Raw genomic sequence first — 24481 nt, forward strand, 5'->3', positions numbered from 1 at the left:
GAAGGGGGACTCATTCGTGTCTGAGCGGAAGAAACTCGGCAGGGGCGGGAAGATCGCCATTGTGGTGGCGGTCCTCACTGTTGCCGGGATCGGCGGCACGTTCGCTGCGGTCGGCCCGCTTGAGACAGCTCCTGTCGGCTCGGAGGCCGCCTCGCCTGTGCGCAGCCAGCCCGGAACCGCCTTCCCCGTCGTCAAGCCGGCCACGGCCGCGACGACTCCGTCTGCCGGTGCTAAGGAAGTCAATCCGGCCGTGCCGGTGAAGGTCACCGTGACGGACGGCACGATCGACAACGTGAGCCTGCGATCCTCGTCGGGTCAGGACGTCGAGGGTGCAGTCAGCGGCTCGCGCACGGAGTGGACGTCCAGCGGTCAGCTCGCCTTCAACAGCACGTACACCCTCAGCTACACGACGCTTGACCTGGCCGGCCGCACGTCGTCGGCGACGTCGACCTTCGCGACCGTCACGACGAAGAACGAGGCCGACGCCGCGATGTATCCGCTCGATTCCATGAGCGTCGGGGTCGCCCAGCCGATCCAGTTGACCTTCAGCGAGCCCGTGACCAACAAGAAGGCCGTCGAGAAGGCGATCACGATCACCTCGACCTCGGGCCAGACGGGCGCCTTCCACTGGTTCAGCGACACGATGGTGCGCTACCGGCCCGAGACCTTCTGGGCCGCCAACAGCACCATCACGGTCAAGATGGACCTGTTCGGCGTGGACCTCGGCAACGGACAGATCGGCAACTTCTCCAAGACGAACACCGTGCGTATCGGCGACAAACGGACAGCCGTTGCCGATGCGCAGGCCCACACGTTCACCGCGTACGTCAACGACAAGCCGGTGCAGACGTGGCCCGCGACCATGGGTGACACGCGCTTTCCGTCGGCCCGCGGATACCTCGTGCTCATGGAGAAGCAGCGGAAGGCTCACTTCGTTGCGGCGTCGATCGGGCTCAAGCCGGGTGACCCGGCCAACTACGGTGAGCTCGACGTCGAGTATGCGACCCGTCTCACGCCCAGTGGCGAGTTCATCCACCAAGCCACTGACAATGCCCTCCCCTACCTCGGTCAGATCAACCTTTCTCACGGGTGCATCGGGCTCGGGCCCGACGGCGCAGCCTGGGTGTTCAACAACATGACGGCGGGCGACGTCGTGCAGGTCATCAACACGGACGGCGACTACGCCAATTTCGACGACGGATTCGGAGACTGGAACATCCCGTGGGCCCAATACGCCAACGGGTGAGTCAGTCTGGCGGCCCCGCATAACGCTTCGGCCACATGAGGGCGCCGATGCCCCGACGCGGGGCCGGGCAACAGGTACCGTGGACGCTAGATCATGCAGACTTTCAGGCCCGCAGGGGCCGCTACTGGACGGTGACAGTGTTGACCGACAAGAGACCCGAGTCCGGCGAGGGCTTCGACGAGCTGCAGGACAGCGACGAGCCCGCCTTCGATTGGATGAAGCCCGCGGGGCCACGCCCCGACGCCGCGAAGCCGGCTTCGGAGGGCAAGGCGGCGATTGGCGAGAAGCGGGGTGCCGCGCCGGAGCCGGCGGCGGCCGAGACACGAGCGACGGAGCCGGCAGTGACTGAGACACGAGCGGCAGAACCGGCGGCGACCGAGACACGGGCGATGGAGCCGGCGGCCCCCGGACCGGCCAGCCCCGGGCACACCGCCTCAGAGAAGGCTCCGGCCGCCTCTGAATCTGTGCAGACTGAATCTGCGCCGACCGCATCTTCGCCGACTGCATCGGCGACTGCTGAATCAGCGCCCACTGAGTCTGTGCCTGCGCCGCACACGGATCCTGCTCCGACCGGGGCGCTCAACGTGCGCCCGCCCGAGGCCGAGGTCCTGCGGCGGCGGAACCAGCGCGATGCGGTGGCGCGGTCGAAGCCCGCAGGCCCGCGCTTCGTGCAGGTCCTCATGGCCATCCTGACGCCGTTCTTCCTGCTCATCGCCGCGGTACGGGTGGTAGCGAGCCCGGTGTTCCTCTGGATTGAGTACTACCGCCCTGGCTTCCCCGGGGACGGATATGGGTTCAGCACCGACGATCGCCTCACCTACGGCTCCTACGCCGTTGACTACCTCGCCAACCTTGCGGGACCGCGGTATCTGGGCAGCCTGGTCCTCCCCTCCGGGGACCACCTGTTCAATGCCGGCGAGGTCAGCCACATGGCCGACGTCAAGGGGGTTGTCCTCTCGGCCTACGGGGCCGGGATCGTCCTGTTGCTCTTCTTCGTGTTCGCGTTCATCGGGCTGAGGAAGACCAAGGGCGCGTTCGTGCGGGGGCTGTTCGCCGGAGCCTTCGTCACGATCGGCATCATCATCGCCCTGGCCGTCCTCGCAGCGCTCGGCTGGGAGCAGTTCTTCACAGACTTCCACCGGATCTTCTTTGCCAACGGGACGTGGACGTTCCGCCTCGAGGACACCCTCATCCGCCTCTTCCCGGGCCAGTTCTGGGTGGACTCGGCGCTCGTGGTCGGCGTGCTCGTGATGCTCGTGGCGAGCCTCCTCGTCATCTTCTGCTGGCCCACGCCGCGGCGTGTTGCCCGACGCGAGGCCGTGCAGGCCGCCGTCGAGCCCGAGTAGGGACCATCCCGAACAGGGGGTCCCTCCGAGGAGGGGTTCAGCCCGACCGGGGAGTCAGTGGGAGTAGAGCTCCGGGAGCACCTCGGGGAACGAGTCGTTGAGCGACTGGCGCCGTAGCTTGAGTGATGGTGTCAGATCGCCGTCCTCGAGGGTGAGCTCCCTGGGCAGCACGACGAACTTGCGGATCGACTCGGCGCGGGAGACGGTGGCGTTCGCGGCGTCCACTGCGCGTTGGATCTCCGCGATGACCTCGGGATCGGATGCCGCTTCGGCGACGGTGAGCACGCGCCCGCGGCGACGCGCCCAGGAGCCGAGCTGATCGCCGTCGAGCCCCATGACGGCAGCGATGAAGGGCCGGCCCTCGCCGACCACGATCGCGTGTGCCACGAGCTCTGATTCGCGCAGTGCGTCCTCCAGCGGGCCCGGATGCACGTTCTTCCCGCCAGCCGTGACAATCACGTCCTTGAGCCGGCCCGTGATGGTCAGGAAACCGTCGTCGTCGAGCGCACCGAGGTCCCCGGTGGCGAAGTAGCCGTCCTCGTGGAAGGCCGAGACCGGCACTGGGGTGCCGACCTGGACCGCCGGATCTGAGCCGCCATACCCGCGGATCACACCGATCCCCTTGACGAGCACCTCGCCGTTCTCCGCGATGCGGATCGAGGTGCCCGGCAACGGCTGCCCTACGCTGCCGACGCGGGTGGCGGTGGGGGTGTTGACCGTACACGGTCCGGTGGTCTCTGTGAGCCCGTAGCCCTCGAGCACCGGTAGCCCTGCGCCGCGGAAGAAGTGTGCAAGCGAAGGACTTAGGGCGCTGCCTCCCGAGACGATCGAGGACACATGGCCGCCGAACGCCGCGCGGATCCGCCCGTAGACGAGCCGTTCGAACACGGCGTGCCGGACCCGCAGCCGGCGACCGGGGCGGTGACCTCGTCCGGCGGCCGCGTCGTCGAGTGCTCGGGAATACTCCCGCGCGGTTGCGGCCGCGCGCTCGAAGAGTGTCCCCCGGACACCCTCCGCAGCGCGCTCCTCGGCGGCCGCAAAGACCTTCTCGAAGACGCGGGGGACCGCAAGGAGGAAAGTCGGCCGGAAGGTGGCGAGGTCCTCGAGCAGCGTGGACTGGCGTGAGTGCCCGATCACGACTCCGGCGGCCACACAGGTGATCTGGACGGCGCGGGCCAGGACGTGTGCGAGCGGCAGGAACATGAGCGTGCGCGCGCCCGGCCGCACGACCTCGGGCAGATGGGCGCGGAGGTTCACTGCGAGCAGCGCGAGGTTCCCGTGGGTGATCTCGCAGGCCTTGGGGCGTCCCGTGGTGCCGGAGGTGTAGACGAGCGTCGCGAGGGAGTCTAGGTTCGCGGCGGCGCGGTGCCGTTCGAGTTCCCGGGGAGACACCCCGAGGCCCGGACCCGTGAGGGACACGAGGTGCGAGCCTGAGCCGTCTTCGCTCATGAGCGTGACTGGGAGCCATGTGTTGGCCAGCTCCGGCGTCGAGCTGATGGCCTCCTGCACCGTGAGCGCAAGGTGTTCGTTCTCGACGAAGACGCGTCGCGCACGGGAGTCGGCGAGGATGTAGGCGATCTGCGACGTCGAGGACGTCTCGTAGATCGGCACTGGGACGCCGCCGGCGTACCACACCGCGAAGTCGACGAGGGCCCACGCGTAGCTTGACGACGAGAGGATCGCGACGCGTTCCCCGGCGTCGAGGCCGCTTGCGATGAGGCCCTGGGCGAGCAAGGTCACTTCGCGGCGGAACTGGTCCGCGCTCACTGGCTCCCAGCCCGTTTCGGTGCGCCGCGAGAAAAGCTCTGAGTCGGGGGCCTCGGCCACGCGTGCTTCGAGGAGATGAGTCACGTTGGCTTCGGGCGGGAGCAATTCGAGGAGCTCGGCGGACACCTCAGTCCGGGGTCGGCGCTGTCCCGGTGTGGGCCTCGCTTCGTCAGCCACGTGCTCTCCCTCTGTCCGCTCCGCGCTTCCCCCGGGACCCATCCTGCCATCTACCGCGGCATATCCCACGCGTCCGGAGTCCGGGATCCGGCTAGGTCCAGCTCGGCATCCACAGCCGCAGGCGCCACTCCAGGTAGGGGATGGGCTCCGCGGTCCAGAGGGGCATGAGGTAGGCGGACACGACGAGCGCGGCGAGCACGAAGACACCGACCGCGAGGAGGCCGGCCTGCCTGCGGCCGGGCGGGTCGGTAGGCCGGCCAAGCACCAACCCGAGGCCCATCGCGAGCGCGAGGATGAGGAACGGCTCGAAGGAGAGCGCGTAGAACGCGAACATCGTCCGGTCCGGGTACATGAACCACGGCAGGTAGCCGGCGGCGACCCCCGCGAGGACCGCGCCCGCCCGCCAGTCGCGCCGGCCGATCCACAGGAGGAGGACCACGAGGAGCGAGACGGTCCCGGCCCACCAGATCAGCGGGTTGCCCACGGACAGGACCGCGGAGGAGCAGTGCTCCACGCCGCATACCCCTGGCGGTTCGGTGTAGTAGAACGAGACCGGCCGGCCCTGGAGGAGCCAGCTCCAAGGGCTTGAGGCGTATGGATGCGGGGTCGAGAGGCTGTTGTGGAAGGAGTACGCCTCCTGGTGGTAATGCGCGAGCGAGCGCAGCGACGCCGGAACCCAGTTCCACGCGGGGTCGGGGTCCGCCTCCGCCCAGTGCCGGTAGAAGCCGTCGTCCGAGAGGAGCCACCCCGTCCACGAGGCCAGGTACACGGCCATTGCGGTCACGAGGATGCTCGCGGCGGCGAGGGGTGCATCGCGGAGAAGAGCCCCGGAGAACCACGCGCGCACCCCGGCCTGCCGCCGGGCCCCCACGTCCCAGAGGACCGTCATAAGGCCGAAGGCCACCACGAACGCGAGGCCGGACCACTTGACGCCAACCGCGAGGCCGAGGCACGCCCCGGCGGCGATCCGCCACCACCGCACGCCGAGCCACGGTCCCGTGACGAGCGCCGTCGGACGTATCCTGCCGTCCGCCCCGGTGAGCCGCCCCAGGCGTGCTGCGAGGCGGCGGCGGCCGTCGTCGCGGTCGAGAAGGAGCGCGCAGAAGGCGGCGAGGAGCCAGAAGGACAGGAAGATGTCGAGGATGCCCGTGCGGGACATGACCAGATGGTGGCCGTCGATGGCGAGCAGCACACCGGCGGCGGCCGCGAGGATGTGCGAGCGGAACAGGCGGCGCGCGGCCCAGGCCGTCAGCATGACCGAGAGGGTGCCGACCGCCGCGGCGGAGAAACGCCACCCGAAGGAGCTTCCGGGCCCGAACAGCGCCATGCCGACGGCGATCATCCATTTGCCCACCGGAGGGTGGACTACGTACTCGGGCGAGGCGAGCAGGCCGGACATGTCGCCATTGACGAAGAGGTCGTTGGCGTTCTGGCTCCAGCTCCGCTCTACCCCCGAGAGCAGGTAGGAGTACGCGTCCTTGACGTAGTACGTCTCGTCGAAGACGAGGGCGTGGGGGCGGTCCAGCTGCCAGAACCGCAGGAGCCCGGCGATGAGGCCCACGACCACGGGGATGAGCCAGACCAGGAGGCGGTCGCGCCTGACTGCCCGAGGCTCGCCCCCACCCTCGGAGGCCGCGCGGGCGGGGTCGACGATGAGGGCGCGGGACGAGTTCCAGCTGCGAACCTGCGCACGGGTACGGGTCGGGGTGGCCATCCTGCCCCATGCTACCGGGGGTCGGTGGCCTGCTCTGGCGTAGGCTGGGGCGGTGCAGCATCCCGAGACCCCCGCCGATCCGGCAGACGAGCCCAGTGATCACGTCGGCGGGGCTGTGGTCCTGGCGGCGACGCCCATCGGCAACCTCGGCGATGCCAGCCGGAGGCTAGTTGAACTGCTCGGCGAAGCGGACGTGATCGCGGCCGAGGACACGCGGCGGCTCCAGCGCCTCGTGCACGGTTTGGGCGTGCAGCCGCGCGGGCGCGTAGTGAGCTACCACGAGCACAACGAGGCGGCGAAGACCCCCGAACTCCTGGACGCGGTGGCCGCCGGCGGGACCGTCCTGCTCGTCACGGATGCCGGGATGCCCGCGGTCTCGGACCCCGGTTACCGGCTCGTCGAGGCGGCAGTTGCGCAGGGGCTCGCGGTCACGGCGGTACCGGGGCCATCGGCTGTGCTGACGGCGCTGGCACTCTCGGGCCTGCCCACGGACCGATTCTGCTTCGAGGGCTTCCTGCCGCGCAAACAGGGGGAACGCGCCACCCGACTCGGGGAGCTGCGCACCGAGCGGCGCACGATGGTCTTCTTCGAGGCCCCGCACCGGCTCGCCGTGATGCTCAGGGCGCTCGCCGACGCGTTTGGGGCGGAGCGCCGCGTGGCCGTGTGCCGTGAGCTGACGAAGACGTACGAGGAAGTCCGCAGGGGCAGTGCCGACGAGCTTGCGGGGTGGGCCGAGGCGGGGGAGGTGCGGGGAGAGATCGCCATCGTGGTCGAGGGCGCCGCAGAGGCGCCGCCGGCTCGGACTGAGGATCTCGTCGAGCAGGTCCAGAACCTTGTCGCAGCGGGCACCCGCCTCAAGGATGCGGTGGCTGTGGTCGCCGAGGACGCGGGAGCCAGCAAGCGCGAGCTCTACGCCGCCGTCGTGGCTGCTCGCTGACCGCGGCAGACCCCGAAGCCCCGAAACCCGAAAACCCGAAAAACCCCAGAATCCCGCGGAAGCCAATTGTGCAAGTGCACAGGTGAAGTCCATCACAGCCGTGCTGGTCAGCATGGACACCCGGGCTCTCTGGGGCCTAGCGTGGAAGCAGTCCACCCCACGCTCGCCGTCGAGCGTGCCCACGAAGGAGTCGACGTGTCCGACAACATCGCTGTCACCCCCGAGCGCGAGCAGCAACTGCTCGCGAAGGTTCCCACCGGCCTGCTGATCAATGGCGAGTGGCGCGAAGCCACGGGCGGGAAGAAGTTCGCGGTCGAGGACCCTGCGACGGGCAAGACCCTCCTCGAGATCGCGGATGGCACGAGCGAGGACGCCATGGCCGCGCTCGACGCCGCCGCCGCTGTCCAGGCCTCGTGGGCCCGGACGGCGCCGCGGGTGCGCGGCGAGATCCTGCGCCGCGCCTTCGACCTCGTGACCGAGCGCGCCGAGGATTTCGCGCTGCTCATGACCCTCGAGATGGGCAAGCCGCTTCCCGAGTCGCGCGGCGAAGTCACCTACGGTGCCGAGTTCCTGCGCTGGTTCTCAGAGGAAGCTGTGCGCGACTACGGCCGCTACCTCACGACGCCCGAGGGCAAGAACAAGATCCTCGTGACGCGCAAGCCCGTTGGCCCGGCGCTGCTCATCACGCCCTGGAACTTCCCGCTCGCCATGGCGACCCGCAAGGTGGGCCCGGCGCTCGCCGCGGGCTGCACGGTGATCATCAAGCCGGCCAAGTTCACGCCGCTGACCACGCAGCTGTTCGCCTCGGTGCTCGTCGAGGCGGGTGTCCCCGCAGGTGTGGTGAACGTCGTTTCGTCCTCTTCCGCGTCGAGCATCTCGGGCCCCCTCATGAAGGACCACCGTCTGCGGAAGGTCTCCTTCACGGGCTCCACTCCGGTGGGCCGCAGGCTCATGGCGGACGCAGCCCAGAACGTGCTGCGCACATCGATGGAGCTCGGCGGCAACGCGCCGTTCATCGTCTTCGAGGACGCAGACCTGGACAAGGCCGTCGAGGGTGCGATGGCCGCGAAGATGCGCAACATGGGCGAGGCCTGCACGGCCGCGAACCGCTTCCTGGTCCAGGACTCCGTTGCCGAGGAGTTCACCCAGAAGTTCGCCGCCGCGATGGCCGCACTCAAGCCGGGCCGTGGCACTGAGACGGCCTCGAACGTGGGACCGCTCATCGACGGTGGCGCCCGCAAGGACGTCCACGCGCTCGTGACGGAGGCTGTCGCCTCCGGTGCGACGCTCGCCACGGGCGGCGCGGTGGTCGACGGCGACGGCTACTTCTACCAGCCCACCGTGCTGGCGAACGTCCCCAACGACGCCGAGATCCTCCGCAACGAGATCTTCGGCCCGGTTGCCCCGGTCACGACGTTCGCGACCGAGGAGGACGCCATCCGCCTCGCCAACGCAAGCGAGTATGGCCTCGCCTCATACCTGTACACGCGCGACTACGCCCGCATGTTCCGTGTGGCCGAGCAGATTGAGTTCGGCATGGTCGGCTTCAACGCCGGCGTCATCTCCAACGCGGCTGCGCCATTCGGCGGCGTCAAGCAGTCCGGTCTGGGCCGTGAGGGCGGCTCCGAGGGCATTGCGGAGTACACGACGACGCAGTACATCGGCATCGCGGACCCTTACGCGGTCTGACGGCGATACCCGACCCCGGCGGGCGGAGGGACAACACCGCATCGCGGACCCCTACGCGGTCTGACGGGCGCTAGTCCTTCTTCCGCCGCCACGCGCGCCGCGCCATGGAGCGCACCCTGGCCCCCGCAGCCCTGGCCGCGGGGGCCAGTCGCGCCGCGGCACGCCGCAGCCAGGCGAAGGACGACGGCGGGAGCGCGGCGATGCGGGCGCGGTGCACAGGGCGCTGGGCGAGCCGCCCCGCGCGGTGCACCTCGGTGACGGCGGCGCGGGCTGCGTCCTCGTCGGCCTCATAGCCCGGGCGGCCGAACTCCTGCCGCTCGTATTCGGCGGTGAGGGTATCGAGCGCGCGATGCAGCCCGCCGTCGTCCGCGCTCCACGCACCGAGCCGGTGCGCATAGGTGCGCGGCGTGTCAGAAGGATCGGGAGCAAGGCCGTGGTCGAACCCCACCGCCTCGAGCTCTTCCCAGATCCCCCTCAGGCCGCGGTTGAGCCGGCGCCGGCGCTGCGCTGCCCGGACGCCTGCCGGGAGCGCGACGACGATGGCCAGGGCCAGCACGCCCAGCGCCGCGTAGAGCGCGGGGATCCAGGGCGTGGGCTCGGCGGGACCGGACGCGGCCGGCGGGGTCGCGACGGGCGCGGGGGATGACGTTTCGCCGTTCTGATTGGCGCGGAGGCCGTCGTTGGGGTTGTCGAGATTGGTGCTTCCGCTGGCGCCGGTGGTGTCGGTGAAGGCGTATGAGGGGAGGACGCCGCGGGACGGTGTGGGTTCGAAGGGGACCCAGCCGAGCCCCTGGAAGTACAGCTCGGGCCACGCATGCGCGTCGCGGCCGTCGACCTGGTACTCGGGGAGCGCCCCTTCGGACGGCACCGTGACGGTCTGGCCGGTGGGGTGCCCGGGGGCGAATCCCACGGCGATCCTGCTCGGGATGCCGACGACGCGGGCCATGACGGCCATCGCTGCGGCGAAGTGGATGCAGTACCCGGAGCGCTTCTGCAGGAACGTCTCGAGCACATCCATGCCTGTCCCGTCGTATCCGTCCTCGACGGGGGTCTTCTCGGAGTACTGGAACGTGCGCAGCCATGTCTGGATCGCGAGCGCGCGCGCGTAGTTGGTCTGAGCCCCCTTGGTAACCTGCTCGGCGGCTGTCCGCACGCTCTGGGGGACGCCGCGGGGGACCTCGGCCGCGATGAGGTCGATGCCCCGCGGGCGCGTCGCTGCCCCACCGAGGGCCGCCGCCGTGAGCTGCGGCATGGCCGAGCGGACTGCGTAGAGCTGGTCTTGGCTGGACGCCGGCTGGCCCTTGACGCTCAGATCGCTCGGGTCCCACCCGAAGTCGCCGCGCACGCCGTCGAGCGCCTGCGGGGCGTAGGGGGCGGGCAGATAGGGGCTTGTGAAGTCGCCGGTGGTGATGACGGTGATCGTGGTGTTCGACGGCACGGTCGGGGCGGCCCCGTCCGTGATCTGCGTGATGGGTCGCTGGAGCTGGTCATCGTGGTTCTCGGGTCCCCACGTGCTGCCGTTGAAGTCCTCCACCGTCACGGTGCGCAGGTACACGGGAGTGGGCGAATTGGTCGCGTACTTCAGGACGCCCAGGGCGTTGGAGCTGCGGAGGTCGCTGCCGAGGCTGATGAGGGGGTTCAGGCCCACGTTCTGGCCGATGCTGTGGAGCCGGGCACCTTCGGGGAACGTGCCTCGGTCAAACCCGGGGATGATCTGGGGGATGACGAGGGCGCCGGCCACCACTGCGGCGAGGAGCACGGCGAGGCGTCCGGGGGAGAGTGCGGCCGCGGTGCGCTCGCCCGTGCCTGCGCCATTGCCTGCGCTCTTCCCTGCAGGCTCTGCGGATCCCGCCGTGGCGAGGAGGCCGAGGTAACCCGCCGCGGACGCTGCGAACCCGACCGCCCCGACGCTCTCCGGCTTGAGGACCGCAGGGACCACGAGCACGGCGAGGATCGCCACCCCGGAGACCGCGGGCATGCGGCACGAGATGGCGATCGTCTCAGTGATGAGCGCAATGAGGCCGAGGGCACCGGCAGTGAGTGCAACGATGCCGATATTCGGAGATGCGGGGACGGCGTCGAACGCGACCGTGCGCCAGGCCTGGTCCAAGGCCTCCTTGACCGCCCCGAGCGTGTCCGCCGTCGGAATGACGCCGAGGAGGCTCGCATCGCGGAAGAACATCGAGTCCATGCCGACGGTCCAGCCCACGAGGCCTGCCAGAGCCACGAGCACAGGGTGCCAGCGGAGCGTGCGGGCCAGCGTCGTGCCGGCGAGGACTGCGCCCACTACCACGAGGACGGGGTACAGCCAGGTCCAGCCGCGCAGCACGCCGCCATATCCGACCGATCCGCCGCCGATCGCGACGGCAAGGAAGACCTCTGCCGGCACGTGCCGCCACTGGGCACCTCGGCGCCTCATGCCGAGCTCCTCTCTCCGCCGCCGTCCGTCATCCTTCCCTCGTTGGTCCGGCCCCGCGTCGGGGTGTCCCCGGTCAGAGCCGCCCAGACGCGGGCGATCGACGAGCGGGGCGTCGCCTCGACGGCGAGCCATCCGCCGTCGCGCAACGCCTCGATGGACTCGCGGGAGGATCCTGTCCGTGGCGTGATGATGATAGCGAGAGCGCGTTCGGCAAAGCCGGCGGCCTGGGCCAGCTGGAGTGCCTCGGCTCGCGTGGTCCGCCCGAGCACAGCCACGATCGGTCCGCGGTGCCGGTGTCCCTCGAGTCGGTCCAGGAGCCGGTCGCTGAATCCTTCCTCACCTGCGGACGCCTCGTGTGGGGTGAGGGCGGCGAGCCCCTCGGCGACCATAGCGAGGCCGTCGCGGCCGGAGTATTCGGGGAGGTCCGGTTCCGGCGCGGATGCCGAGCGGGCCAGGGCCAGCCCGCCGCTCGGCTCGAGGAGCCGCAGGGCATAGCCGAGGTCCGAGAGATGTGACGCTATGGACATGACAGCCGTCACCGCCCATTCGAACGCGGGGGAGTCTGGGCCCTCGAGGTCGTCGCGCCCCGGCTGGGGAAAGGCCGAGCGCCGCAGGTCGACGACGAGCGTCGCCTCGGGGGAGACGGCCGATTCCTCCTGCCGGACCATGAGCTCGCCCTGCCGGGCCGTGGCGGCCCAGTGGACGCGGCGCATGGGATCGCCGTGGCGGTATTCGCGGGTCATGACGTCGTCGTCGCTCGGCATCGACTGGATGCGGGCGGCAATGGGGCCCTCGGCGCCGCGCAGCCCCGCGAGGACAGACGTGGCGAGGGGCACGGCGGCGGGCGTGACGGTGAGCGGCGCCGTCGAACCGATCCGGCTGTGGCGCTCGGCAAGCCCAAACGGGTCGGTGTGCCGCGCCTCGACGGGGCCTAGGGCAAAGACGCCGCGGCGCGGGCACGCGAGCTCGTAGCGGTAGTGGCTCGATCCATCGCGGGCGATCGACCGCCCGGGGTAGACGAACGACGGGCCCGTTCCGAGGGAATCGGGCAGCTGCTCCGCCATCGACATCCGGCCGGACAGGAGGCCGCTGTGGGCCAGTCCCAGCACCACCTCGGCGAGCTGCCCGGCCTCGACGACCTCGGGCCGGGGCTCGCGCCGCACGGTCATCGACGGCCGGATCAGGAGGTTGGAGAGGAAGGCCGCGGTAGGGATGAGCGCGAGGAAGACAGCAAGGTGCAGGAGGTCCCGGCGGCCCATGATCTGGGCAGCTATGAGAGCCACGGCGGCCGCGGCCACGAAGCCCCAGCCGCGTGCAGTGAGGGTGCCCCGCCAATCGGTCCGGGGCGCCTCGCCCACCGTCCGCCCTATCCTCGGCGGCGCACCGCGGGTGCCCCCGCGGCCGGGACTGGTACGGAATCCACGAGTGCCTTGAGGACCGCGGGGGCGGTGAGGCCGCTGCTGGCAGCACGCCGGTCCAGGACGAGGCGGTGGGTGAAGACCGCGGGTGCCATCGCGGCGACGTCGTCCGGCAGCACGAAGTCCCGCCCGGAGAGCGCGGCCCGGGCCTTGGCGGCGCGGAGCAGCTGGAGGACAGCGCGCGGGCTGGCTCCGAGACGGATGCGTTCACTTGAGCGTGTCGCCCTGCCCAGCGCCACCGTGTACTCCTTGACCGGGGCGGAGACGAAGACATCCTTGACGGTCGCCATCATCGAGCGGACTTCCGCGGCGTCGGCGACCGGCTCGACCTTGAGCAGAGGGGAGTCGGACTGGTGGTCCTCGAGCATCTCAGCCTCGGCGGCCGCGTCCGGATAGCCCATCGAGATGCGCGCCATGAAGCGGTCCCGCTGGGCTTCGGGGAGGGGGTAGGTGCCCTCCATCTCGATCGGATTCTGCGTGGCGACCACCATGAACGGCTCCCCGAGGGTGTAGGAGGTGCCGTCCACCGTCACCTGATGCTCCTCCATGCACTCGAGCAGCGCCGACTGGGTCTTCGCCGAGGCGCGGTTGATCTCGTCGCCGATCACGATGTTGGCGAACACGGCGCCGGGCCGGAATTCGAATTGCCGCGTGGCCTGGTTGTAGATCGACACGCCGGTGACGTCGCTCGGAAGCAGGTCCGGGGTGAACTGGATGCGGCTCACCGAGCAGTCGATCGAACGGGCCAAGGTCTTGGCGAGCAAGGTCTTGCCCACGCCGGGAACGTCCTCGACCAAGAGGTGGCCCTGGGCGAGGAGCACGGTCAGCGCGAGCCGAGCGGCCTCGGCCTGACCGTCGATGACGGTGCCGATCGATGCGAGGATCCGCTCGCACGTGGCCTTGAAGCGTGCCGCGTCCATGGGCTCGGGGCGACCCGCGGGGTGGAGCGCGCGGAGGGGGCTGACCGACGCCGTTGCCCGATCGGTGCCGTTCTCGTGACCATCCATGTGTCCCCTCCCGACCCGCCGCAATGTGCCCTTCGTCACGCCTAGCTCCACGTTACCCGCTGCCGCGGCTTCGCGGACGGGCGCACTAGAGTTGAGGCCATGTGTTCTGCCCATGCCCCTGCCGCCTACCGCTGGGCTGACGAGGCCGACGACGCCGCTGACGCCGCCGCCGGCCGCTCCGCCGAGGACAGCCCGGCCGGGCGCCGGGAGGCCACCGACGAGTCCGGACGCAGGCGGCGCCTCGAGTACCCGCCCGCGCCGGAGCCGCTCCCCGTGCCCGTCGTGGACAATCACACTCACCTGAACTTCCGGGATGGGCTCGTCGAGGTCGGCGTCAAGGAGGCGCTCGACGCCGCGGCCGCCGTGGGCGTGGACCGAGCCGTCCAGGTGGGCTGCGACCTTCCGTCCTCGCGCTTCACCGTCGAGGCGCTCGAGATCGACGCGAGGCTCCTGGGCGCCGTCGCCCTCCACCCCAACGACGCACCGCTGTATGCGGCCCGCGGGGAGCTCGACGCGGCGTACGCCGAGATCGAGCAGCTCGCGCAGCACCCCCGCGTCCGGGCGATCGGCGAGACAGGCCTCGACTACTTCCGCTCAAAGGGCGATGCGCTCGCCGTCCAGGACAGCTCCTTCCGCTGGCACATCGACCTCGCGAAGCGGCTCGGCAAGACGCTCCAGATCCACGATCGCGACGCGCACGACGACGTGGTGCGCATCCTCACCGAGGAGGGCGCACCCGAGCAGGTCGTCTTCCACTGTTTCTCGGGGGACGAGGAGCTCGCGCGGACCTGCAACGAGAACGGCTGGTTCCTCTCCTTCGCGGGCACCTTCACGTTCAAGAACGCCGACAACCTCCGACGCGCCATCGCCATGGCAGAGCCGTCTCGGATCCTCGTCGAGACCGACTCGCCGTTCCTCACTCCGCACCCGTACCGTGGCCGGCCCAACGCGAGCTACATGGTTCCGTACACCGTGCGCTCGATGGCCGAGGTGCTCGGGGCGGACCTCGCCGAGCTGTGCTCAAGGCTCTCGGCGAACACCGAGGAGGCCTACGGGTCCTGGACCTGAGCCGGGGCGACCGCGAGCGGGCCCTCAACGTGGCCGATCCGTGATCCGATTGGCCGCTACATAACGTTTCGGTTACAGTGGATGTTCAATAGCCGGGGTCGGGGGATCCGCCGGACACATGCCCCTCCCCGGGCGAGGCAGAAGCAATGCCGCTGGTGCGCCGTCGTGCGCCCCAGCGGAGTCACGGCTGCCCGTGTCTGCGGCGATCCGTACCCGGACGGACCGACGATCGGACCCTTGTGAGCAGACACTCCGCGCGCCGCGCAGCACGCTTGGCCCCCACACACCCGGCAGCCCGCCGCTCTCCCGTCCGCATCGCGGGCCAGGCAGCCGTCGTAGCGGCCCTCGCACTGGGGACCACGGCCTTTGTCGCGAATGGAAAGACCGTCACACTCACGGTGGACGGCCAGGCCAGCACGGTGACGACGTTCGCCTCGACCGTCGACCAGGTCGTGAAGAGCGCGTCCGTGGAGCTCGGAGGAGCAGACCAGATCTCGCCAGCGCTTGACGCCTCGGTCGACGACGGCGCGGTGGTGACCGTGAGCCGCGCCAAGCGCGTCACCGTGGACCTCGACGGCGCGCAGCGCATCGTGGACACGACCTCGCCCGACGTCGCCGGACTCGTGAGCCAGCTCGGCGTCGCCTCCACGGCGCTCGTCTCCCTGGACCGCTCGGCCCATCTCGACTCCGACGGCGCCCGCATCGCGATCACAACCGCCAAGGACGTCACCGTGATCGTGGACGGCAACCCCGTGACGCGCACGACGACGGCCGCGACCGTCGCGGACCTCCTCACCGAGCTGGGGATCACCCCGGGAACCGCGGACCGCGTTTCGGCCCCGCGCAGCGCGCCGATCGTGGCGAACATGGCCGTCAAGGTCACGCGCGTGGACACCTCCGGGGCGAGGACCGTTTCCGAGCCCCTCCCCTACAGCACCGAGAAGACCGACAGCGCCGACCTCACGGTGGGCGATACCAAGGTGGTCCAGGCGGGCGTGGACGGCACGGTCGACAAGACCTACCAGCTCGTGACCGTGGACGGCCGCGAGGCCCAGCGAACCCTCGTTTCCCAGACGACCACGAAGGCACCCGTCACCGAGAAGGTCCTTGTCGGCACCAAGCCGAAGGCTGCCGGTGCAAACACGGGTGCTGCCGCCCCTGCGGTAATGAACGGCGCGATGTGGGACAAGATCGCCCAGTGCGAATCCGGCGGCAACTGGTCGATCAACAGTGGCAACGGCTACTACGGTGGCCTCCAGTTCGACATTTCCTCGTGGATGGCCAACGGTGGGGGCCAGTACGCCCCCAACGCCTCGCTCGCCTCGCGCGAGCAGCAGATCGCCGTGGCGAACACCTACTACGCCAAGGCTGGGCTCGCGCCCTGGGGCTGCCGCACCGCCGTCGGCGGCTGAGCACACGGTGCACCGGCGGATCCGGCCGGCCGCGACGGTAGGATGCTCGGGTGACTGACGCCCCCGGTTCCCGCCCGCTCTTCGGCGCTGCCGACATCCGTGCCCTCGCGGACGAACTCGGGATCCGGCCCACGAAGACCCTCGGCCAGAACTTCGTGATCGACGGCAACACGATCCGCCGCATCGTGGCCGCCGCGAAGATCGATCCGGACGAGACCGTCCTCGAGGTGGGGCCCGGGCTCGGCTCGCTCACGCTCGGCCTGCTGGACGCGGCCGCGCGCGTCGTTGCCGTCGAGATCGACCCCGTCCTGGCCGGCAGACTGCCGGCGACGGTCGCGCGGTGGCGGCCGGACGCCGTCGGGCGCTTCGATCTCGTGCTCTCGGATGCGCTCAAGGTCACCGAGCTGCCCCAGGAGCCGAGCGCCGTCGTCGCGAATCTCCCGTACAACGTGGCCGTGCCGGTGGTCCTGCACCTGCTCGAGCATTTCCCGAGCCTCCGACATGGGCTCGTCATGGTCCAGGACGAGGTGGCGGACCGACTCGCGGCGCAGCCCGGGTCCAAGGTCTACGGCGTGCCGAGCGTCAAGGCCGCGTGGTACGGCACCATGCGCAAGGCCGGCGTGATCGGGATGAACGTCTTCTGGCCCGCCCCCAAGATCCACTCGGGGCTCGTGGGCTTCGCGCGGACCGAGCCGCCCGCCACGAGCGCGACCCGCCGCGAGGTCTTCGCGGTCATCGACGCGGCGTTCGCGCAGCGGCGGAAGACCCTGCGCGCGGCCCTCTCGGGATGGGCGGGCACTGGGGCCGAGGCCGAGCGCATCCTGCATGCCGCCGGCGTGGACCCGCAGGCGCGCGGCGAGGTGCTCGGCGTCGCCGACTTCGCGCGGATCGCCGAGCACAAGGACTCCGCGGCCGGGGCCGCGGAGACGGGTGCGGTCCGCTAGCGTGGGAGCCATGCGCACCCCTTCCGGCCCCGGCGGCCGTCCACGGTCCGTGAGGGTCCGGGCCCCGGGCAAGGTCAATGTCTCGCTCCAGGTCGGTCCGCTCCGCCCCGACGGATACCACTCGGTGGCGAGCGTGTACCTCGCGGTGTCGCTCTTCGAGGAGGTCACGGCCACGAGCACTCCCGGGACGGGTGTCACGGTGAGCCTGAGCCCCGCCAGCACGCTCGACGTCGACGCGCTCGAGATACCCCTCGACGAGCGGAATCTGGCCGTCAAGGCCGCCCGTCTCATGGCCGAGATGACCGAGGACCCCACCGGCGTTCACCTGACGATCACCAAGCGTGTACCCGTCGCCGGTGGAATGGGTGGGGGATCGGCCGACGCCGCGGCGGCGCTCCTCGCGTGTGACGCACTGTGGGGCTCGGGCCTGTCCAAGGAGGAGCTCGCGCACGTTGCGGCCGAGCTCGGAGCGGACGTGCCGTTCGCACTCCTGGGCGGCGCCGCCGTCGGGCTCGGCGTGGGGGACCAGCTCTCGCCCGCGCTCGCGACGAGCCGGTTCGACTGGGTCCTCGTGCCCGCCGACTTCGGGCTCAGCACTCCGCGCGTGTTCGCCGAGCTGGACCGCCTCCGCGACGAGGAAGGGATCGCTGTGCCCGAGCCCATCGACGTCGAGCCCGCGATCCTCGCCGCCCTCCGCACCGGCGATGCGGGCGGACTCTCCCATCTGCTCGTGAACGACCTCCAGCGCGCCGCGATCGGACTCGCGCCGCAGCTGCGCGACACGCTCGGCTGGGCGGACTCCCACGGTGCGCTCGCCTCGATCGTCTCGGGCTCCGGGCCCACCATCGCGCTGCTTGCGCCCGACGCCGCCTCCGCCGAGGATCTCGCCGCGGAGCTGGCGCATCGCGGCGTCGAGGCCGTTGCCGTCCACGGGCCGGTGCCGGGAGCCAGGATCGTGAGCGACACCGTCCTCTGATCGCGGCGGTAGGCTTCTGTAGTCCCAATTCCCGGTCTGCCGGTCTTCGCGGTGTGGCTGGGCCCCCTAAGTGAGGATCCTGATCCGTGGCACATCTCCTCGGCGGCGAGAGCCTGACCATCTCCTTCGGCACGCGGACCGTGCTCGACGGCGTCACGGTGGGCCTCGATGAGGGCGCCCGTATCGGGGTCGTCGGCCGCAACGGCGACGGCAAGTCCACCCTCATGCGCCTCCTCGCCCAGCGACTGACGCCCGACGCCGGGCGGGTCACCAAGCGCCGCGACGTCAACGTCGGCTTCCTCGACCAGGGCGACGTGCTCGACGGCGACCTCACGGTCGGCGCGGCGATCGTCGGGGACCGGGCCGACTACGAGTGGGCCTCCAACCCCAAGATCCGCGACATCATGGGCGGCCTCGTCGCTGATGTCGACTGGACCGCGCAGGTCTCGTCCCTCTCGGGCGGCCAGAAGCGGCGCGTGGCACTGGCCAAGCTGCTCATCGAGCCGCACGAGGTCATCATGCTCGACGAGCCGACGAACCACCTCGACGTCGAGGGGGTCGCGTGGCTCGCGCGGCACCTCAAGACCCGCTGGCGACCGACCGAGGGGGCCTTCCTCGTCGTCACCCACGACCGCTGGTTCCTCGACGAGGTCTGCACCGATACGTGGGAGGTCCATGACGGGATCGTCGATCCCTTCGAAGGCGGCTACGCGGCGTACGTCCTCGCACGCGCCGAGCGGGACCGGATGGCCGCCGTCGTCGAGGGGAAGCGCCAGAACCTCATGAAGAAGGAGCTCGCGTGGCTCCGCCGCGGCGCCCCGGCCCGTACCTCGAAGCCGAAGTTCCGCATCGACGCGGCGAACGAGCTCATCTCGGACGTCCCAGAGCCGCGGGACACCGTGGCCCTTTCGAAGATGGCCACCGCGCGCCTCGGCAAGGACGTCATCGATCTTGAGGGCGTCACCCTCGCGTTCGAGTCCGACGCGGCGGGCGGTCCTTCCGCGAAGCCTCTGCTCGACAACGTCACCCTCCGCCTCGCGCCGGGAGAGCGCGTGGGGATAGTGGGAGTCAACGGTGCCGGCAAGTCCACGCTGCTGAGGCTCCTCTCCGGGGACATCGCGCCGACGAGTGGCCGCGTCAAGCGCGGCAAGACCGTGGTGCCGGCAGTTCTGAGCCAGGACGTCAAGGAGCTCGACGACGTGTCTGACCTGCGCGTCATCGAGGTCATCCAGCGGGAGAAGCAGACCTTCGCCGTGGGGGGCAAGGAGCTCACGGCGGGCCAGCTCGTCGAGCAGCTCGGGTTCACGAACGAGAAGCAGTGGACGCGGGTGTCCGAACTCTCCGGCGGCGAGCGGCGCCGGCTCCAGCTGTTGCGGCTCCTCGTCGGCGAGCCCAACGTGCTCATGCTCGACGAGCCCACCAACGACCTCGACACCGACACCCTCGCCGCCGTCGAAGACGTGCTCGACGGCTGGCCCGGCACGCTCGTCGTCGTGAGCCACGACCGCTACCTACTCGAGCGCGTCACCGACCACCAGCTCGCCCTCCTCGGCGACGGCAAGGTCCGCGGGCTGCCCGGCGGCGTCGACCAGTACCTCAAACTCCGCGAGGAGGCCCTTGCTGCCGACAGGCCGAGTGGTGGTTCGATGGGTAGTGCGGCCGGCGGCTCGGCGGCCGTGGGGGAGCCGGGTGCGGCGGCAGTGGGCGCGGCCGCGCCGGCTGAGACTTCCTCCCCGCACACCGAGGCCGAGAAGCGCGAAGCGCGCAAGGAGCTCTCCCGGATCGAACGCCAGCTCGGCAAGCTGGCCGCGCAGGAGGAGAAGCTGCATGGCCAGATGGCCGCCTCCGCGGATGACTATGGCCGCGTCGGCGAGCTCAATACGCAGCTCCAGGACCTCCTTGGGCAGAAGGAGGAGCTCGAGATGGCGTGGCTTGAGGCCTCCGAGATCGTGGAGTAGGGGTGTTTCGGTCCTCCTGGGCCTACGGCCCAGGGGATCCGGGGAGTCCCGGCGGCGTCGACCGGTATCTGTGGCCGGTGGGCGTCCTCGTCTCTACCGTGTGATGCGTCTTCGAGGCGCCCGTCTGGCGTTGCCCCGCGGACGCTCCCTCGTGGCAGCATGTGGACGCGGCCTGTACGCCTGCCCGTCAGCAATTCTCCTGCGTGTCTGCGGGCACGATGCGATCCAGGCCATTGACCGCATGGCAGGTGGCAATGCGCCCTCTACCCATACGCCTTGCTGCCTGAGCTCACCCGGTGTCTGGCTTTCCAGCGCCGGCGATGCGGGCGCGGGGCCAGACTCGACGACGCTTTGCTGCCAGCCCTGCGACTCCTTGGTCAGGTTGCAGAACGCACACAGGCACTGGCCGTTCTCGAGGGTCGTCGGGCCGCCCTCGGCGACGGGGACGACGTGGTCGAGGTGTCGTGCCTGCGCGTCGCAGAAGGACGTGCGGCACCGGTCATCGCGCAGCCTCAGGAATCGGCCCATTGGTGCCGGGAACAGGCGGGCTTTGGAGTCCATCGCGACGAGCTGGCCTGTCTCCGGGGCCGTGAAGAGGCGTTCGAGCCAGACTCGCTCGCGGGCCCTGAGCGGACGCTCGCCGGACGCGGCCGTAGGTTCTCCCAGCGCACGGGCCACGAGTTCGCGCGCCCAGTCCGCGGGAACTGTGCCGTACCCCGGCAGAACGGCTGGCTCGGCGCCTCCGGCGAGGAGCGTGCGATCTGTCATGACCAGCCCAATCCGGAGCGGGATGCGGCCGCCATCGGCGAGGCCCGTGGCGCGCTCGATGAGCGTGTCAGCTGTCAACTGCCCCAGCGATCGATCGTCGCCTGCGGCCTTTGCCGTCTCTGCCGCGCTCACCAACGCTTCCCGGACTGCCATCGCCCCGGCGATGGGCAGGATCGCCGTGACCTTGGCCATGGCGTCTGGCAGCCGGCGGACTGAGACATGGCGGTCGGCCTCAGCACGCCGTATCCGCTCCGCCGCGGCCCCGCGGTCGACTTCCTCGACGACGCGCCGTGCCGCGTCTTCGACCGCCCGGTCTCCGAGATGAGCAAGTCGACCGGGCTCCGAGCAGAGCTTCCTGTCGACGTCGGCTCGGTCTTTGCTCGCGAGTCCGCGCGTTGCAGCCGCGATTGCGAAGGCGCGATGTTCTGTCAGCGAGCCCTCTGCCAAGGCATTCAGCGTCAGAGGCATCTCCCGGACGAGGATCTCCGACAACTCGACGATGCGCATTCCTTGGGAAGGCGCAGCCCTCCGGGCGAGGGCGATTTGGGCGCCCGTCGACCGCACGCGGGCGCGCCGATCGTGGTCGACCGTCTGGAGGTGGCGGCGGTCATCGTCACCGGAGTCCGCGCGACCGAGGCAGATATCGGAGAACTGCGCGGCGATCCGTACCTGTTCGGCAGCAAGCGCCGATGACAGGTGCTCAAGCAGCTGGGCCCGGTCGATAAGCGCAGAAGCGGTCAGCTGGGAGCTTCCGGTGAGGTTGGCCGAGACCAGGATGGGCGCGGAAAGCCGCCGTGCCCATGCGCCGAGTTCTTCATTGCTCACCGGAGAAGGTGGTGCGTCCTCTGGTACTGCAAGACTGACCATGTCATCACCCGCTCCCGCTCGAGTCGAGGAACATTGCGCCGCGTGCCGGTTCAATGACTTGCGGAGTTCAACCCCTCACACGAGTCTATCGAAACTATGTTCGAAGGACAATGGATTGTGTCGGGTTGGGCTAGAACAAAACTGTTAGGTATCCTGATTGTTTGCAGCAGGTTCCAGAAGCGTCCTCACAGCTATCCCGTCGGATGTTGACAGGGTTCGAGAGCACTTTGAGATCGTCGGCGCGGTCTATTGGCCTGGCTCCGATGCGCGCTCATCGGGCGTGCTGGCGGTGAGGCTCCCGATCTCGGCAATTACGGTTCTGCCGGAGGGGCACGTCCAGACTGGCCTGCCGTCGGCCACGCTGGCCGTGAGGGGGTGGTTCTGGAGGTGGAGCGGGCAGGGCGCCAATTAGTGGATCTGGTACCCCATAGCTGGTCGAACACCTACTCCTGCACCTGATCGCCTGTCCGGGCAATGAGGCACTCTTGTCGTTCAGCGGGGTCCAGGACGAACCCCTGTCCTGTCCCGTCCCGGGCGGTCAGGGTCACGGACCAGAGACCGGTCGAGCCGTAGCTGCTGAACCGCGTTGCTGGGATCGGTGCCCCGGTTGCTGCGATGTCCCTCAGCACTGGGCCGAGGACGTCCTCTGCTGTGATGCCCACACTGCCATTCTGTCGCGGTGCGTGAGCTGGGAGGCGGCCATGTGGACCGCCGGAATGTTCACGTGCGCTGGACGTCCGAGCCGAGCTGGGTGAAGTGCTCGTGCCGGTAGCCCAGGTCGGCGAGGCGGCGCAGCTGCGTCACCCCTCGGTGCGGATCATGGAGCCGAGCGCAATGACGCGCTGGCCAAAATCTCATCAGCGCCAGCATCCGGTCGGTTTGCCCGGGCTCGAGGCGCGCGCGCCCGATCCGGTTGTGGACCAGGTGCTCGGCACATGACGAGCCTCGGTCTACTCCCGGTAGCGCTCGGGGACCCCTAAGCCCATTGCCTTGAGGAAACTGGCGGTCTTCACTTCGACGAAGACGTCTTCTCCGTTGCCATGGTCGGGTTCATCCGTATCGGGTTCGGAGTCATCGGCGAGGTAGGTCCTCGCCTGCGTGCGAAGCTGGGCTTCGTCGCCGTCGACGTAGTCGGCGACCCAAGCTGCGAGCCCTTCCGTCTCCGCTTGAAGGTTCGTCGGAGCGGACGCCGATTCATCATCGAAGTACACGCGTGGCGTCATCCCGAGAAAGGCGATGCCGGTTCCGGCGCGGTTCGGCGCGTAGCGGATCGTGGCTATGTCGCTGTCGTAGATGTCCAGATGGAGCCATGGCCCGCTGCGGTCGAGAGGCGGCTCATCCGCTCGTGCCCACAAACCGTTCTCGAACAACCAAGATCCGAAGTAGCCCACGTCTGCAGTATTCACCGAAGGTGGGTGATCTTCCTTGAGGGGGAGCGGCGTGGGTCATCCCACGCGGAGGCCCCGATGACGCTTCCGAACAACAAGCCCTTAGCCCAGCGAAGAACATTCACCTCGCTGTCACCGTACGGGCACCGGCGGCCCCTAGGCTCGGGACCGTTGAGACCATGCCGACTGATCCAGATCGGCGCGCGGAAGGGGACACGCATGGGCGGCCGCAACGATGACTTCACACAGGTGGTGGCGGGGGACACCGTCACTGTCACCGCTCCGGGACGGCTCATGGTCACCGGCATAGTCGACGCCGTGGCGCCGGACGGCTCAGTGCTGTGGGTCATGGAGGACGGCGGCCAGGGACGCCACATGGTGCACCGCACCGACATAGCCCACGTCGAGCTGCACTGACCGGGCCCCGCCGACTGGGCCGCGCCGGGCACCATCCACTCTGGCTGCTCCCAGACGCTGCGCCTACGATCGGCTAGGTGTCCTCTATCGTTGAATCCGTCCTGTCCATGCCGCCTCTGCTCGCGTACCTGTTCGTCGCAGCGCTGGTCTTTGCGGAGGACGCGATCTTCGTTGGCTTTGTGATCCCGGGCGAGACCGCGGCCGTGCTGGGCGGCGTGATCGCGAATCAGGGCAAGGCGGACATCTGGGTCATGGTGCCGCTCGTGGTCGCCGCGGCGATCATCGGCGACACGGTCGGCTACGAGATTGGCAAGCACTTCGGGCCGCGGCTGCTTGGATTCAAGGTCTTCGATCGGCACCGCAAGCGGCTCGAGGACGCCCAAGCCTTCTTGCGCACGCGCGGCGGCTCCGCCGTGTTCTTGGGCCGCTTCGTCGCATTCTTCCGCGCGATGATGCCGGCTCTGGCGGGTGCATCTCAGATGCGCTATCGCCGTTTCGTTACCTTCAATGCGCTTGGCGGCCTCGTATGGGGCACCGGTTTCACGCTCCTGGGCTACGCGGCGGGAGCCTCGTACCAGGCGGTTGCAGGGACGGTGGGCAAGGACGTTGCCGCCGTCGTGCTCGTCATCGCCGTGGTCGCCGTCGTGGTGTGGCGCCTCCGTAAGGGCCGCTCCGACCGGCGCGACGAGCGGGCGTTCAGGAGCCGATCAGCTCCGGATCCTTCTGAAGGCCAGTGAGCCCGTTCCACGCGAGGTTCATGAGGTGCGCGGCGAACGCCGATCGGCGCGTGCCATCCTCAGGTGGCTATCCGTGGCAGAATTGACCATTGTGCCGCGGCCCCAGGGCGACACGCGCGCACTCCGCCCTGGTGTAATGGCAGCACGCCGGCCTTTGGAGCCGTGCAGTCTAGGTTCGAATCCTAGGGGCGGAACGAGGCGTGGCTAGAATGGCCGTCAGCCCCAC

The 24481-nt window shown here is 69.7% G+C and carries 20 protein-coding genes and 1 tRNA gene; 12 read left to right on the forward strand and 9 right to left on the reverse strand.

Features of this window, described 5'->3' with window-relative positions; genetic code table 11:
- Positions 1-16: 16 nt before the first annotated feature.
- Both AB5L97_RS06395 and AB5L97_RS06400 read left to right on the forward strand, forming a co-directional pair.
- Positions 17-1246 (forward strand): L,D-transpeptidase, encoded by a 1230-nt coding sequence (locus AB5L97_RS06395; protein WP_369046917.1) that lies wholly within the window; start codon positions 17-19, stop codon positions 1244-1246.
- A gap of 539 nt (positions 1247-1785) precedes the next feature.
- The gene (locus AB5L97_RS06400) at positions 1786-2592 is read left to right on the forward strand and encodes a TIGR01906 family membrane protein (protein ID WP_369046918.1); all 807 of its coding nucleotides are present in this window, start codon (positions 1786-1788) and stop codon (positions 2590-2592) included.
- A gap of 54 nt (positions 2593-2646) precedes the next feature.
- Here the strand turns inward: AB5L97_RS06400 and AB5L97_RS06405 are convergent, their stop codons facing one another.
- Together AB5L97_RS06405 and AB5L97_RS06410 are read right to left on the reverse strand one after the other, a co-directional pair.
- Positions 2647-4536, reverse strand: a complete 1890-nt coding sequence (locus AB5L97_RS06405) for an AMP-dependent synthetase/ligase (protein WP_369046919.1) — start codon at positions 4534-4536, stop codon at positions 2647-2649.
- A 91-nt stretch (positions 4537-4627) separates the two neighbouring features.
- On the reverse strand, positions 4628-6250 hold the full coding sequence (locus AB5L97_RS06410; RefSeq protein WP_369046920.1) for a dolichyl-phosphate-mannose--protein mannosyltransferase: 1623 nt from the start codon (positions 6248-6250) through the stop codon (positions 4628-4630).
- 52 nt (positions 6251-6302) lie between these two features.
- On the opposite strand from AB5L97_RS06410, the gene rsmI reads away from it, so the two are divergent.
- The gene (gene rsmI / locus AB5L97_RS06415; protein ID WP_369046921.1) at positions 6303-7187 is read left to right on the forward strand and encodes a 16S rRNA (cytidine(1402)-2'-O)-methyltransferase; all 885 of its coding nucleotides are present in this window, start codon (positions 6303-6305) and stop codon (positions 7185-7187) included.
- Between the two features lie 207 nt (positions 7188-7394).
- A complete protein-coding gene (locus AB5L97_RS06420) occupies positions 7395-8876 on the forward strand; it encodes an NAD-dependent succinate-semialdehyde dehydrogenase (protein ID WP_369047368.1) in 1482 nt (493 codons plus the stop codon).
- Between the two features lie 70 nt (positions 8877-8946).
- Here AB5L97_RS06420 and AB5L97_RS06425 read toward each other — a convergent pair whose 3' ends face one another.
- Genes AB5L97_RS06425 through AB5L97_RS06435 form a run of 3 tightly spaced genes read right to left on the reverse strand, consistent with a single transcriptional unit; the run spans position 8947 to position 13720 of the window.
- Entirely contained in the window at positions 8947-11295 is a 2349-nt protein-coding gene (locus tag AB5L97_RS06425; protein ID WP_369046922.1) for a transglutaminase TgpA family protein, read from the reverse strand.
- Positions 11292-12653 (reverse strand): DUF58 domain-containing protein, encoded by a 1362-nt coding sequence (locus AB5L97_RS06430; RefSeq protein ID WP_369046923.1) that lies wholly within the window; start codon positions 12651-12653, stop codon positions 11292-11294. Before AB5L97_RS06430 ends, AB5L97_RS06425 begins: the two co-directional genes overlap by 4 nt.
- Before the next feature lie 8 nt (positions 12654-12661).
- A complete protein-coding gene (locus tag AB5L97_RS06435) occupies positions 12662-13720 on the reverse strand; it encodes an AAA family ATPase (protein WP_369046924.1) in 1059 nt (352 codons plus the stop codon).
- Positions 13721-13819: 99 nt separating this feature from the next.
- On the opposite strand from AB5L97_RS06435, the gene AB5L97_RS06440 reads away from it, so the two are divergent.
- From AB5L97_RS06440 to AB5L97_RS06460, 5 genes are all read left to right on the forward strand, one after another.
- Positions 13820-14788 (forward strand): TatD family hydrolase, encoded by a 969-nt coding sequence (locus AB5L97_RS06440; RefSeq protein ID WP_369046925.1) that lies wholly within the window; start codon positions 13820-13822, stop codon positions 14786-14788.
- A 239-nt stretch (positions 14789-15027) separates the two neighbouring features.
- Positions 15028-16200: a transglycosylase family protein gene (locus AB5L97_RS06445; RefSeq protein ID WP_369046926.1), complete on the forward strand. Its 1173-nt coding sequence runs from the start codon at positions 15028-15030 to the stop codon at positions 16198-16200.
- A gap of 50 nt (positions 16201-16250) precedes the next feature.
- Entirely contained in the window at positions 16251-17144 is an 894-nt protein-coding gene (gene rsmA, locus AB5L97_RS06450) for a 16S rRNA (adenine(1518)-N(6)/adenine(1519)-N(6))-dimethyltransferase RsmA (protein ID WP_369046927.1), read from the forward strand.
- A 10-nt stretch (positions 17145-17154) separates the two neighbouring features.
- Complete coding sequence (locus AB5L97_RS06455) at positions 17155-18120, forward strand: 4-(cytidine 5'-diphospho)-2-C-methyl-D-erythritol kinase (protein WP_307957202.1); 966 nt, start codon at positions 17155-17157, stop codon at positions 18118-18120.
- 86 nt (positions 18121-18206) lie between these two features.
- Positions 18207-20078, forward strand: coding sequence for an ABC-F family ATP-binding cassette domain-containing protein (locus AB5L97_RS06460; protein ID WP_369046928.1), 1872 nt, complete (start codon positions 18207-18209; stop codon positions 20076-20078).
- 93 nt (positions 20079-20171) lie between these two features.
- Here the strand turns inward: AB5L97_RS06460 and AB5L97_RS06465 are convergent, their stop codons facing one another.
- From AB5L97_RS06465 to AB5L97_RS06480, 4 genes are all read right to left on the reverse strand, one after another.
- Positions 20172-21671, reverse strand: a complete 1500-nt coding sequence (locus AB5L97_RS06465) for an HNH endonuclease (RefSeq protein WP_369046929.1) — start codon at positions 21669-21671, stop codon at positions 20172-20174.
- Between the two features lie 485 nt (positions 21672-22156).
- Positions 22157-22375 carry a hypothetical protein gene (locus AB5L97_RS06470; protein WP_369046930.1) on the reverse strand — a complete coding sequence of 73 codons (219 nt, stop codon included), beginning with the start codon at positions 22373-22375 and terminating at the stop codon, positions 22157-22159.
- Between the two features lie 58 nt (positions 22376-22433).
- Positions 22434-22571, reverse strand: a complete 138-nt coding sequence (locus AB5L97_RS06475) for a hypothetical protein (RefSeq protein WP_307957206.1) — start codon at positions 22569-22571, stop codon at positions 22434-22436.
- A gap of 92 nt (positions 22572-22663) precedes the next feature.
- Positions 22664-23104, reverse strand: coding sequence for a hypothetical protein (locus tag AB5L97_RS06480; protein WP_307957207.1), 441 nt, complete (start codon positions 23102-23104; stop codon positions 22664-22666).
- 216 nt (positions 23105-23320) lie between these two features.
- Between AB5L97_RS06480 and AB5L97_RS06485 the strand changes: the two genes are divergently transcribed.
- The 3 genes from AB5L97_RS06485 (at position 23321) to AB5L97_RS06495 (ending at position 24449) form a co-directional block, all read left to right on the forward strand.
- Complete coding sequence (locus AB5L97_RS06485; protein ID WP_307957208.1) at positions 23321-23518, forward strand: hypothetical protein; 198 nt, start codon at positions 23321-23323, stop codon at positions 23516-23518.
- A gap of 77 nt (positions 23519-23595) precedes the next feature.
- The gene (locus tag AB5L97_RS06490) at positions 23596-24255 is read left to right on the forward strand and encodes a DedA family protein (RefSeq protein ID WP_307957209.1); all 660 of its coding nucleotides are present in this window, start codon (positions 23596-23598) and stop codon (positions 24253-24255) included.
- 122 nt (positions 24256-24377) lie between these two features.
- Positions 24378-24449, forward strand: a tRNA-Gln gene (locus AB5L97_RS06495).
- Positions 24450-24481 lie beyond the last annotated feature (32 nt).

Source organism: Sinomonas sp. P10A9, from assembly GCF_041022165.1.
GTDB classification, from domain to species: domain Bacteria; phylum Actinomycetota; class Actinomycetes; order Actinomycetales; family Micrococcaceae; genus Sinomonas; species Sinomonas puerhi.